This window comes from Gaoshiqia sediminis (assembly GCF_025907915.1).
Classification (GTDB): Bacteria; Bacteroidota; Bacteroidia; order Bacteroidales; family Prolixibacteraceae; genus Gaoshiqia; species Gaoshiqia sediminis.
In genome coordinates this window covers 25,619-37,174 of record NZ_JAPAAF010000019.1, presented here as the reverse complement: position 1 = coordinate 37,174, position 11,556 = coordinate 25,619, and the positions used below count along the sequence as shown (strand labels likewise).

Below are 11,556 nucleotides of genomic sequence, written 5' to 3'. Positions count from 1 at the left end.
TTTACGAATTGTGGGGAAAAAGCAAACAGATGTCATGTTTTTTAGGTGGCGCGCTTAAGACCAACCCCAGTTTTTACATGATCATCTACCAGGTGGAATGTTACGCAAAAACTAAAGTTATGCATAAATATCGTTCTTATACACTCAGCAATTTCCGGGAAATCCCGCAAATTGACAAACTCAGTGAGGAACAAAAGTTTGTCATTGAAGTTGTTGGGACCGTTTTACCCTTCAAAGTCAGCAATTACATCATTGATCAGTTGATCGATTGGGACGATTTTGAAGACGACCCGTTTTTTATTCTGAACTTTCCGCAGCGCGGAATGCTCTCGGAAGACCGGTTTCAACGTATTGCACATCTTCTGAAATCCAATGCCGACAAAGCCAAACTGAAAAAAGCCATTGATGAAATCAGGCTGCAATTGAACCCGAACCCGGCCGGGCAGGAAAGTAATGTACCCATCATGGACGGCATCCGACTGAACGGCATTCAGCACAAGTACCGCGAAACCATGCTGTTCTTCCCCTCGCAGGGACAAACTTGCCATGCGTACTGCACGTTCTGTTTCCGTTGGCCCCAGTTTGCTTTGAACAGCTTTAAGTTTGCCATGAAAGAAGCTGACCTGTTGGTCAGATATCTGAAACAGCACCCCGAAATTACCGACGTACTTATGACCGGCGGAGATCCGGCCGTGATGTCCACCCGCATTTTTGAGCATTATTTTGATGCCATCCTGGATGCTGGCTTGGATCATATTAAAACCATCCGCATTGGGACCAAAGCGCTAACCTATTGGCCCTATCGTTTTACCGAAGACAAGGATGCCGGCGAGTTGCTCCGTCTTTTCGAGAAAATGAAAAAGCGCGGCATCAACATCGCCTTGATGGCTCATTTTAACCATCCCCGTGCGTTGGAAACCAAAGCCGTCCGTAAAGCCATCGGCAATTTACGGGCAGCCGGAGTCCAAATCCGGGCCCAATCCCCTTTACTAAAACACATCAACGCCGATCCGGATATTTGGGCAAAACTGTGGCGTGAGGAAGTGAATCAGGGCATCATCCCCTACTACATGTTTGTGGCACGCAACACCGGCGCACAAGACTACTTTGCCGTAACGTTGGAAGAAGCCTGGCAGATTTATCAAAAAGCCATTCAACAGGTAAGTGGCATTTGCCGTACGGTGCGCGGCCCGTCCATGTCGTGCGCCCCCGGAAAAATACAGATTGTTGGTACGCAGAAAGTGAAAGGTGAGAAAGTTTTCGTACTGAACTTTTTACAGGGCCGCAACCCCGACTGGGTCTCACGCCCGTTCTTTGCCCGGTACAATCCCGATGCCATCTGGCTGGATGATCTGGAACCTGCTTTTGGCGAAGAGCAATTTTTCTTTGAAAAAGCCGACCTTAAAGTACATTATCAGCCCAAAGCCCGTGTGTAACGGGCTTTTTTATTTCCACCCCGAAGGTATTCTCCGAAAAATAAACAAGCTCGGAGAAGAATGCTTCAAACTCTTCCCGGATCAAACCAAACTCATCGGTGAGCACCTGCATGGCAAAATCGGTTTGCTCGGGCAAACTGGTGCGCCTCCCCATAATCTCAAGCGACTGCCGAATTCCCTCAGCATGGGCATACGATTCCAATCGCCGGTGCTGAATAAAAAAGGGCAAAAAGCCTTTCACGCGGCTCGGTAATTGAATGAAGTTGGACAACAAAACAGCATGGACGTGTTTCGAAAACTGGCGTAGGGTATAAACCGAATAAGCACTCCAGTATTTTGCCAGGAAATGGTCGAAAACCACATCGGTGACAATACCGGCATATCGCCCGTACGAAGGTTGAAAACGCCTGGCGCACTGCCTTACCAGCTGATGATTATCGGTAAACGAATCGATGCGGCGATGAAGCAAAATACCCCGTTGCACATCTTCTCTGTAATTCAGATATTGCTGCCCCTTCACATAATCGCCGATAAAATTCCCGAGAATTAGTTCGTCCGACTCGCCCGATAAGTATAAATGTGCCAGAAAGTTCATCCTGCAAAATAAACAATTTTGGAACCGACATCGTTCATCCAGTTAAAAAACCATCGCCCACAACACGGATTATGCGGCTTCAAAAAGAACTACTTCCGGGCAAACAACCGGGTTTTGGCCACCGAAATAAAGAACACGCCGATAACCGTGAGAAAACCTCCGGCAAGCTGGTGCTCCAGCGGCAGGGTTTTGAAGTACAGGTAGCTTCCCGCCAGCACGAAAATACCTTTCAGGCTTTGCACAATGCTGGATTTGGAAACCTCGATGTACCGGAACGAGTAGTAAATGGTGAGAATGCCGATAAAATCGCCCAGCGTGGCCCCCAATGCAATATTCAGCAAGGCCGGTCCAGGTATTTCAAGCGGTTGTCCGCTTACCAGGATCGCAATAAGCGCATACACAAATAGCCATAGCGAACGGTTGGTATTCATCAGTTCAGGCGACATGTTGCGAACGTTCACTTTCACCACCAGCGAAGCCACCGACGCAAAAATGGCGTTGATCAATACCACTCCGGTTCCCGGAATAAACAGATCAGCCAGGCTGGTGCCCCCCTGGTAACTGATGATAAATGCTCCCGCCAACGCGAATAACCCACCCATACCTTCGAGCCACGAGAACCGTTCATTCAGAAAAAGAATACCCATTCCCGTTAAAATGACCGGGTAAAAATTGCCCAAAAATGAAGTAACGGCTGGGTCAGGAATGATCTTTATGGAAAGGAAAAAAGATGTTGTGGTCAGTATCTCGAGGATGCCCAGGATTAGCAATATCCGGTATTGCTTGCCCGAAAGGCTGAACAGTTGTTTCCCATGACCGCTTTTCAGCAACCAGGCGCCATTGAGCAACAGGGCAATGAAAAACCAGTACAACCCGAACTGGACCAGATGAACCTCGTTCAGTGCTGCTTTGCTGAAAATATAGATATTGGAAAAAGTTACCGTAGCTATTACGGCAAAAAGATATCCTTTAATCCGGTCCTTGTTCATGCCTTAAAAGTAATTATTTTTGAATGTTCTGAAGTTAATGACAGAAAGTAAGGAATAAGTTATTTCCAAATTCGACGGCATTCCGGTAAAGGATAAAAACCTGATTATCCAGGCAAGATTCTAAAACGGAAAACATTTCAGGATGCCAAACGTTTGATAGGAACGAAAAAAACACATGAAACAAATTGTACTGCTAATATTTCTGTTGCCAACTTTCATGCTGAAAGCACAGGAAGCGCCACCCGAACTGGTTACCGACCGGCCCGACCAAACCGAATCTTCCTCGGTAGTGCCGCTCAAGAGCTTACAGGTTGAAACCGGTTTTCTGCTGGAGAAGGATGAAACTAATCTGGCTAATCTGAAATCAAGAACCTGGAACAGCACTTTGCTCCGCTATGGTTTTTTACCCAACCTGGAACTCCGGCTCGGACTCGAACTCCTTCAGCAGAATGTCTCGCTAAAAAATCCTCCGGATAATCTAAAATACAAAGGCTTTGGGCCGCTTTACGCGGGATTTAAGGTGAAACTGGCCGACGAACAAGGCTGGCGTCCCGAAATGGCTTTCCTGGGCGGATTGGTGTTCCCGTTTACTGCCAGCGACGATTTCAAACCAACCTACACGGCTGCCGACATGCGATTCGCATTTTCACACAGCCTGTCTCCTCTGTTTTCCCTGGGATACAACCTGGGCGTTGAATGGGACGGCGAATCGGCCATTCCTGGGTATTTTTATTCGTTGGCGCTGGGTATTGGCGTTACTGAAAAGCTATCGGCTTTTGCCGAAAGTTATGGTCTGATTCCGGAGGCAGGCAGCAGCGAACATTTGCTGGATGCAGGCATTACCTATTTACTTCAACCGAACCTGCAGCTCGACTTCTCTGCCGGCTTTGGATTAAATGGGGCGGCAACCGATCATTTCGTCAGTTTGGGGCTCAGTTACCGCCTTCCTCCTTTTAGCAACCAGTAAACTCAAACAAAAAGTCTTTCCCGAAATAAAGCCAGCAGAAAATGTATCAGAAATCAACTTCGAAAAGGACTTTTACTAATTTTACCCAACGAACAATGTAGCAACCCCGAAAATGGAAACTAACAATATTTTATTTGCATTTGGCCTTACCGTCTTCGCTGGTTTAGCAACCGGGATCGGCAGTATCATGTCCTTACTCTCCAAGAAATTCAATCCAAAATTCCTGGCTGCTTCTTTGGGTTTTTCTGCCGGTGTGATGATCTATGTATCGTTAATTGAGATTTTCATGAAGGCCAAAGATTCCCTGACCGCTTCGATGGGTGATAAACAAGGTTACTGGTTGACGGTGATTTCTTTTTTTGGGGGCATCGCGTTGATTGGTATCATTGATAAAATGATCCCTTCATTTGAAAACCCCCACGAAATCAGCAATATTAGCCATCCCGATCAACAGAATCCAAAGTTACTGCGAATGGGGCTTTTTTCAGCCTTGGCCATTGGTATCCACAACTTCCCGGAAGGCCTGGCCACCTTCATGAGTGCCATGAACGACCCTGCCTTGGGGATCAGCATTGCCGTGGCTATTGCCATCCACAATATCCCGGAGGGGATTGCCGTGTCGGTGCCGGTGTATTACGCAACAAAAAGTCGAAAAAAGGCCTTTTGGCTATCGTTTCTTTCCGGCATATCTGAACCGGTTGGCGCGATAATCGGCTACTTTATTCTGATGCATGTTTTTAATGATGCCACGTTCGGGGTCATCTTTGCCGGCGTTGCTGGCATTATGGTGTATATTTCGCTGGATGAACTGTTGCCCACTGCCGAGGAATATGGCGAACACCACGTGGCAATAGGCGGTTTGATTGCTGGTATGTTTGTCATGGCCATCAGCTTGTTGTTGTTTGTCTAATTCGGGAAAGTGCTAAAGCCTAAATCAGTTTGTCGCCTCCTTTAGCAGCAACGCTTTTTGATTATTTTCCTTCCTGCTCCAATCGGCAATCGTTAATCGCGAATCAAAATTCTCCGGGCTGGCAATTGTGAGCATGGGAAAACTCATCCACAATCATCCGAATTTTTATTAAACATTGTTAAAAGCCTGCAAACCGAGGTTCCTCCCCAACCGATATCCGTGCTATTTGTCTATTTTTGGGATCCATGAAACAGCTGATTTTCATATTTACCGTTCTTTTTCTTGTCAGCCTGCAATCTGCACAGGCGCAGGACGATGACTTGATTGACCCGGTTTTGCTGCATTTGAAAGGGAAACTGGTTAGCAAAGACGACGGACTTCCGGTGTCTTTCGCCCATATCGTGAACATGCGCACCCATGGCGGGACTACCACCGATGCCCTGGGCCGGTTCTCGATGGAAGTGCTGAATGTGGACAGCCTGGGCATTTCGGCCATGGGGTATGTAAAAGAATACGTACGCATCCCGCATTTTCACAACGAAGACAGTGTGCTGGTCATTCAGGCGCGCCCCATCCGGTATGCTATTGGCGAGGTAAAGGTTACCGGCGAGGCCAACAAAGTAAACATGGACGGCATTTCTACCGGCAAACCCGTCAACATTTCCCCCGAGCTGCGGGGCGACTCCTACAACTCGAAACCGCCTTGGTACGCTGCCATCTTTTCACCGGCCTCCTTCCTGCAATATCATATCAGCCGGCGCGAGAAAGAAAAAAGAGAGGTCCGCGCCGCCATGATCAGCGACCAGCAATGGGAATACCTGTCGCAGTTTTACAATAAGGATATGGTCCGGTCGCTCACGGGATTAAATGATCAGGAAGCGGATAAGTTTATGATTTATTTCAATTCAAAATCGGTTCTAACAGCCCGTTCCACCGAATACGATGTCCGCGAAGCTATTCTGAAACAATTTGAACTGTACAAACTGGAACAGGAGTAAGTTTCAGTTTCCATTTATCGGTATTATTGCCGGATTTTTACGACCTTTGCCCCGATTGTAATGAAATTATGAAGCAGAAAAAATATTCAACCGGAGGAAAAGATTTCCGGCAAAAGTCGCAGGAAAAGGAGAAACACGTTCATCCTGAAAAACGAAAAATAACGGTCATGAAAAAAGGCGACGAACAAATCCGCCTGAACCGTTTTATTGCCAATGCCGGAATCTGTTCGCGCCGTGAGGCCGACAAACTTATTGCCGAAGGGGAAATCACCGTTAACGGACAGGTAGTGACCGAGCTGGGCGCCAAGGTAAGCAAAAGCGACCGGGTAGAGTACAAAGGTAAACCGCTCGATACGGAGAAAAAAGTGTACCTGTTGCTGAACAAACCACGCGGCTACGTGACCACCCTGGACGACCCACATGCCGAACATACCGTGATGGAACTGGTTGAAAATGCCTGCGAGGAGCGCATCTACCCCGTTGGCCGCCTCGACAAGGAAACCTCGGGCGTATTGCTGTTTACCAACGACGGCGAACTGGCTACCAAACTCACCCACCCCAGTTTCGAACGAAAGAAAATTTACCATGTTTTCCTGAATGAACCGTTCCTGGAAGAACACCTGGAACAGGTGAAGAAAGGGATTGAGCTGGAAGATGGAATGATTGCCGCCGATACCATCAGTTATGTCGATGAAAACGATAAAACCCAAGTAGGCATTGAAATCCACTCCGGGAAAAACCGCATTGTACGCCGTATTTTTGCCCACTTTGGCTATAAAGTAGCCCGGCTCGACCGCGTCTTCTTTGCCGGCCTGACCAAGAAAAACCTTCCCCGCGGAAGATGGCGCTTCCTCACGCCAAAAGAAATCGGTTTCCTGAAAATGACTTAGTGTAATGATTCTGCTTTTGTCAGACTAAGTTTTATAAATAATCGTTAGCGTCTTCTGCCTTCCACCAAGCTATTAGAGAAGATATGACGAAAACAGCAAAATGGTCCGAGATCTTAATGTCCCGCTTTGGAGAAGGAGTTTGTTAAAATAATCAGCGAAAACCAGGGAATCATCCACAAGGTGTGTTCCATCTACTGCGATTCGGAAGAAGACCGGCGGGACCTTTTTCAGGAAATTCTTGCCCAGCTGTGGAAGTCGTACCCTTCGTTTCGGAACGAGTCCAAGTTCACCACCTGGATGTACCGGGTAGCGCTTAATACCGCCATTACCAGCTTCAAAAAAAATAAACGTCAGCCCGGCCAAAACGGACTGGAAATCGAATCGGTGCAGTTGGCACACGAAGAGTACGATCCCGAGATGGAAGAACAAATGCGCCTGCTGAATAAGGCCGTTGCCCAGCTCACCGGCATCGAAAAGTCAATCATCCTGCTGTTTCTTGAAAACAAGAAATACGAAGAAATTGCCGAGATTACCGGCATCACCCAGAATTACGTACGTGTGAAGATGAACCGCATCAAGCACAAGTTGAAGAAATACATGAACGTGGAAGAATAACATGGAACTGAAAGATTTAAAATCGGCATGGAGCAAATACGCATCGACCGAGGCCAGCAGGCACCGGCTGAACGAGGCGGACTTGCACGACCTGCTGAAAAAGCGCACCAAAGGCCTGATTGAGCGAATCGACCGCAACATCAAGATTGGCTTTGCCTTCTTGTTGCTGCTCACCTTGTTTTTTGTTACCGACGATTTTGTACTGACCCCGCTTTTGTCAGACGGACTGAAAGTGCCAGGCTGGATTTTGCTGATCGACGGGCTCAACACGCTTTTTATTTTGGGGACGTTCGCTTATTTCAGCCTGAGTTACTATGCTGTAAAACGAAATTATTCGCAGGGAAATGACTTACGCCAGGTACTGAAATCGATCATCCATATTCTGAACACTTACCGAAAACTGTTTTACCTGGCCCTGGGCATTTTGTTGCTGGTATTCAGTGTTGGCTTTATTACCGGCATGTTTTTCGGCGTTGAAATTGCCGCCCACCGCCAAGGCGTGGCCGTTGAAGACCTCAACCAGGCACAAATGACCCGCCAAATGGTTTTCGGTTTGCTGATCCTGCTGTCCATCATCACAGGTTTGTTCTTCCTCTTTCGCATGGGCTTCCGCAAACTGTACGGCAAGTACATTTTACAATTGGAAGAAACGTTGAATGAGTTGGAGGAAATGGCTTAGTTCTCTTACTCTTCAATCCTTAATAAAATGAAGCTGTGCCTTTTTTTCCCAGCTTCTTGCAGTACCTTTCACAACCGACAGTTGTGCCCTTTTGCTACATCCTGCTTGTTGAGTCACATCACCTAAAAACATTCGTCCAGGCTTTCCACACTGCGGGAAATGCATCTGTTGTTTTTGTAATCGAATCAATACAAAGTCCTTACACTATTCAAGCACACAGGACATACGTTAAAACACGTAGCTGAAAATATGGCTTTGTGCTGTTTCAATCCTCTTTTCGCGGCGGTAGCTTTACCCTACCAAAAATCAATATAAAATGACTCTGTACGAGATGTTGCAGCGGGACGTCCGTTTTGTTGAAGGACTGAAAGCCTGCATGAATTGCGGCGTTTGCACCGCCATTTGCCCGGCTGCCGAATTTTTCGACTACGATCCGCGCATGTTGGCCGTGGAAGTCCAGTCACGCGATGATTCAAAAATTGAAAAACTGTTGCGCAGCGAAACAATTTGGTATTGCGGGCAGTGCATGTCGTGCAAAACCCGTTGCCCCCGGGGAAATTGTCCGGGACTGATCATCAATGCCCTGCGGAAGTTGTCGCAGGAACTTGGCTATTTCACCGAAAGCCGCCGGGGCCGACAGCAATATGCCCTCAAAAAGACACTTATCGAAAATATCCTCCAACGAGGCTACTGCATCCATCCTGACAGTCTGACACCCGAACTTCATCCCGAACAAGGGCCTGTTTGGGAATGGTTTTTCAACCATCGCGAAGAACTGTACGATCGTCTTGGAGCAAACCTCGACAAAGAAGGAGCAGGTACCCTGCGCAAAATATCACCGGACGTGCTGGCGGAGCTCAAAGCTATTTTCGACGAGTCAGGTGCGACAGCTTTTCACGAAAAAATTGAACGTTACAGCCTAAAGAAAGCCAAAGAAATAGGAATAGAAGAACACGAAATGGAAGACTATTTCATGCTCGTTTTCACAAATAATTAAACCGAAACGAATGAAACATCAGGCAAAATCAATCATCTGGAGCGACTACCAGAAAACCATTCCGGCGGATGGCTTTTATTATCTGCGCAGTTGCATCCGGCAAAACTTTTTCCCGGGATCGGAACGGGCTTTTTTGCAAATCATGCAAAACGATTTGGGAAAAGATGTGTTCGACGATCCCAAACACACCACCTGTACCGGCATTGCTTACCACTCCGACCTGTTGCCGTTTGAAACCCTGCAAACCGTTGTTGCCCGCCAGTTTGCCCTGATGTCCGAAGCCGGATACCGCAACCTGGCTGTCTCGTGTGTTACCTCGTTTGGCATTTATTCCGAAGTGCTGGAAACCTGGAAAGAGTTCCCGGACGAAATGGAAAAGGCCCGTACTTATTTGCGAAAAGCAACTGGGCGCGAACTGGCCATCCCTGAAAATGTGGCCCACTGCAGCGACATTTTCTATCATTTCAGAAACGAGATTGCCGCCCGGTTACAATACCCGCTAATCAACGGCGAAACAGGCCAACCCTTAAAAATTGTGGAGCACATTGGTTGCCACTATGCCAAAATGTTTCCGGGGAAAGGCGTTGGTGGCGCCGAATTTTCGTGCGTGCTGAGCGGAATGATCGAAGCATGGGGCGGCGAGGTGGTTGACTACCCCGAACGGCGCCATTGCTGCGGATTCGGATTCCGGCAGTACCTGATCATGGCCAATCGCGGGTACTCCGTTTCCAATTCGAAAAAGAAATTTGAGTCGATGGAGCCCTACCGGCCCGATGCCATTATCTGCAATTGCCCGGGTTGCACCATGTTTCTGGATAAGTGGCAATACACCATTGGCGAGCTCGAAGGAAAAACGTATGGCGGTGAAGGCCGGGGGATCCCGGTGCTGACTTACGAGGAACTGGCCGGCCTGGCGCTGGGGTACGATCCGTGGGATTTGGGACTGCAAATGCACCAAGTGGATTGCGAACCTCTACTGCAAAAAATGGGCATCAAATACAACCCGGGCCTGAAATACCGGGGCTTGAAAGGGGAAGACCTGGGAAAACCTGTCATACCCAATTGCTTTAACCGCGCAGTCCATTCATTTTAACCCGAAAAGAAAATGAGCAAACCAAAGAAAGTAATCACGATTGGCGGGGGAGTTGCCGGAACCGAAGTTTCATCCCTGCTGGCCGAGCTGGGATATGATGTTACCCTGATAGAAAAGAATTCCCAAACAGGTGGAAAACTGAACGGCTGGAGCCATCTTTTCCCAACAGGAAGGCCAGCTGCCCAGGTAGCAGAATTCCTTCAACACAAGGTTCAACGAAACTCGTTTAAGACGATTTGCCAAACCGATGTATCACAGGTAGTTTTCGGGAACGGGTCGTTTCTGGTAAAAACATCAGGAGATGAAAGATTGCCAGCCGATGCCGTGGTCATCAGCACTGGTTTTGATATTTTTGACGCCACCCGAAAAGAAGAGTACGGCTATTCGGTTTATGAAAACGTGATTACGTCGGTTGACCTGGAAAACCGCTTGAAAGCCGGAGCTCCGATCACCACTGCTGCCGGGAACAAACCATGCCGGATAGCCTTTATCCACTGTGTTGGTTCGCGCGATGAGAAATGCGGCAACCACCACTGTTCCAAAGTATGCTGCGTTACCGGTGTAAAACAGGCTACCGAGCTGGCAAAACAACTGCCGCAAGCCGAGATTTTCTGCTTCTACATGGACTTGCGGATGTTTGGCCTGCCCTATGAATCGATGTATCGCGAAGCTCAGGAAAAATACAACATTCAGTTTATCAGAGGAAGGCTGTCCGAAGCCGCGGAAAATGCCGATGGAACTTTGCAGATAAAAGCGGAGGACACCCTTTCGGGCCGTCCGCTGAAAATGCAGGTTGACCTGGTGGTGCTGCTAGTGGGAATGGTCCCCGGGAAAAACACTGCACACATGGCCGACCTGTTTGAACTGCAACGCGAACCGAACGGCTTTCTGCAAACCGAAGACCCGCACCTGTTCAAAAACCGGTCGTCTCGCAAGGGCGTTTTCCTAGCCGGTACTTGCACCGGTCCGATGACGGTTGACGAAACGCTCGATCATGCCCGCTCGGCCGCGCTCGATATTCACCATTATCTTCAAAACAAATGAACGCCTTTGGATTTAAATTGATAGAACCGCGCAGCATCGACTTTGACCAGTTTGATGGCCGCTTGCTGAACGAGATACTCGAAAAAGAGCCCTCCTTCAAGATTTGTCTGTCGTGTGGCGGATGCACGGCCACCTGCAATGCCGGTACGCTGATCGACTTTAACATCCGGAAAATGAACTTACTGTTGCGGCGCGGAGAAATTACAGGCCTGGCACGCGAAATCGACAAATGCATGCTATGCGGAAAGTGTATGCTGGTGTGCCCCCGGGGCATCAATATCCGAAATGTGATTATGCTCCTGAAAAAGGGATTGGTACAGTACCGAAACGAAAACATTTGACC

13 protein-coding genes are annotated in these 11,556 nt (G+C 48.1%); 11 read left to right on the top strand and 2 right to left on the bottom strand.

Annotation, left to right across the window (positions count from 1 at the left end):
• Positions 1-29 precede the first annotated feature (29 nt).
• On the top strand, positions 30-1,436 hold the full coding sequence (locus N2K84_RS12865; protein WP_282592231.1) for a KamA family radical SAM protein: 1,407 nt from the start codon (positions 30-32) through the stop codon (positions 1,434-1,436).
• Here N2K84_RS12865 and N2K84_RS12860 read toward each other — a convergent pair.
• Together N2K84_RS12860 and N2K84_RS12855 are read right to left on the bottom strand one after the other, a co-directional pair.
• Positions 1,402-2,031, bottom strand: coding sequence for an acyl carrier protein phosphodiesterase (locus N2K84_RS12860; RefSeq protein WP_282592230.1), 630 nt, complete (start codon positions 2,029-2,031; stop codon positions 1,402-1,404). The genes N2K84_RS12865 and N2K84_RS12860 overlap by 35 nt on opposite strands.
• An 89-nt stretch (positions 2,032-2,120) precedes the next feature.
• Positions 2,121-3,020 carry a DMT family transporter gene (locus N2K84_RS12855; RefSeq protein WP_282592229.1) on the bottom strand — a complete coding sequence of 300 codons (900 nt, stop codon included), beginning with the start codon at positions 3,018-3,020 and terminating at the stop codon, positions 2,121-2,123.
• Positions 3,021-3,195: 175 nt separating this feature from the next.
• Between N2K84_RS12855 and N2K84_RS12850 the strand changes: the two genes are divergently transcribed.
• From N2K84_RS12850 to N2K84_RS12805, 10 genes are all read left to right on the top strand, one after another.
• Positions 3,196-3,987, top strand: coding sequence for a transporter (locus N2K84_RS12850; RefSeq protein ID WP_282592228.1), 792 nt, complete (start codon positions 3,196-3,198; stop codon positions 3,985-3,987).
• 112 nt (positions 3,988-4,099) lie between these two features.
• Complete coding sequence (zupT, locus tag N2K84_RS12845; RefSeq protein ID WP_282592227.1) at positions 4,100-4,897, top strand: zinc transporter ZupT; 798 nt, start codon at positions 4,100-4,102, stop codon at positions 4,895-4,897.
• A 245-nt stretch (positions 4,898-5,142) separates the two neighbouring features.
• Entirely contained in the window at positions 5,143-5,895 is a 753-nt protein-coding gene (locus tag N2K84_RS12840; RefSeq protein ID WP_282592226.1) for a peptidase associated/transthyretin-like domain-containing protein, read from the top strand.
• A gap of 68 nt (positions 5,896-5,963) precedes the next feature.
• Positions 5,964-6,785 carry a pseudouridine synthase gene (locus tag N2K84_RS12835; protein WP_282592225.1) on the top strand — a complete coding sequence of 274 codons (822 nt, stop codon included), beginning with the start codon at positions 5,964-5,966 and terminating at the stop codon, positions 6,783-6,785.
• Between the two features lie 126 nt (positions 6,786-6,911).
• Positions 6,912-7,400, top strand: a complete 489-nt coding sequence (locus N2K84_RS12830) for an RNA polymerase sigma factor (RefSeq protein WP_282592224.1) — start codon at positions 6,912-6,914, stop codon at positions 7,398-7,400.
• A 1-nt stretch (position 7,401) separates the two neighbouring features.
• The gene (locus N2K84_RS12825; RefSeq protein WP_282592223.1) at positions 7,402-8,079 is read left to right on the top strand and encodes a hypothetical protein; all 678 of its coding nucleotides are present in this window, start codon (positions 7,402-7,404) and stop codon (positions 8,077-8,079) included.
• Between the two features lie 316 nt (positions 8,080-8,395).
• On the top strand, positions 8,396-9,076 hold the full coding sequence (locus tag N2K84_RS12820; protein WP_282592222.1) for a 4Fe-4S dicluster domain-containing protein: 681 nt from the start codon (positions 8,396-8,398) through the stop codon (positions 9,074-9,076).
• Between the two features lie 10 nt (positions 9,077-9,086).
• The gene (locus tag N2K84_RS12815; protein ID WP_282592221.1) at positions 9,087-10,169 is read left to right on the top strand and encodes a heterodisulfide reductase-related iron-sulfur binding cluster; all 1,083 of its coding nucleotides are present in this window, start codon (positions 9,087-9,089) and stop codon (positions 10,167-10,169) included.
• Positions 10,170-10,181: 12 nt separating this feature from the next.
• Complete coding sequence (locus tag N2K84_RS12810; protein ID WP_282592220.1) at positions 10,182-11,213, top strand: FAD-dependent oxidoreductase; 1,032 nt, start codon at positions 10,182-10,184, stop codon at positions 11,211-11,213.
• On the top strand, positions 11,210-11,554 hold the full coding sequence (locus N2K84_RS12805) for a 4Fe-4S dicluster domain-containing protein (protein WP_282592219.1): 345 nt from the start codon (positions 11,210-11,212) through the stop codon (positions 11,552-11,554). The genes N2K84_RS12810 and N2K84_RS12805 overlap by 4 nt, the downstream gene beginning before the upstream one ends.
• The last annotated feature ends 2 nt before the right edge of the window (positions 11,555-11,556 follow it).

What these genes read in the sequence shown, in the direction of transcription:
- N2K84_RS12865 (WP_282592231.1), top strand. Translation starts at nt 30, where the DNA reads ATGTCATGTTTTTTAGGTGGCGCGCTTAAGACCAACCCCAGTTTTTAC.
- N2K84_RS12860 (WP_282592230.1), bottom strand. Translation starts at nt 2,031, where the DNA reads ATGAACTTTCTGGCACATTTATACTTATCGGGCGAGTCGGACGAACTA.
- N2K84_RS12855 (WP_282592229.1), bottom strand. Translation starts at nt 3,020, where the DNA reads ATGAACAAGGACCGGATTAAAGGATATCTTTTTGCCGTAATAGCTACG.
- N2K84_RS12850 (WP_282592228.1), top strand. Translation starts at nt 3,196, where the DNA reads ATGAAACAAATTGTACTGCTAATATTTCTGTTGCCAACTTTCATGCTG.
- zupT (WP_282592227.1), top strand. Translation starts at nt 4,100, where the DNA reads ATGGAAACTAACAATATTTTATTTGCATTTGGCCTTACCGTCTTCGCT.
- N2K84_RS12840 (WP_282592226.1), top strand. Translation starts at nt 5,143, where the DNA reads ATGAAACAGCTGATTTTCATATTTACCGTTCTTTTTCTTGTCAGCCTG.
- N2K84_RS12835 (WP_282592225.1), top strand. Translation starts at nt 5,964, where the DNA reads ATGAAGCAGAAAAAATATTCAACCGGAGGAAAAGATTTCCGGCAAAAG.
- N2K84_RS12825 (WP_282592223.1), top strand. Translation starts at nt 7,402, where the DNA reads ATGGAACTGAAAGATTTAAAATCGGCATGGAGCAAATACGCATCGACC.
- N2K84_RS12820 (WP_282592222.1), top strand. Translation starts at nt 8,396, where the DNA reads ATGACTCTGTACGAGATGTTGCAGCGGGACGTCCGTTTTGTTGAAGGA.
- N2K84_RS12815 (WP_282592221.1), top strand. Translation starts at nt 9,087, where the DNA reads ATGAAACATCAGGCAAAATCAATCATCTGGAGCGACTACCAGAAAACC.
- N2K84_RS12810 (WP_282592220.1), top strand. Translation starts at nt 10,182, where the DNA reads ATGAGCAAACCAAAGAAAGTAATCACGATTGGCGGGGGAGTTGCCGGA.
- N2K84_RS12805 (WP_282592219.1), top strand. Translation starts at nt 11,210, where the DNA reads ATGAACGCCTTTGGATTTAAATTGATAGAACCGCGCAGCATCGACTTT.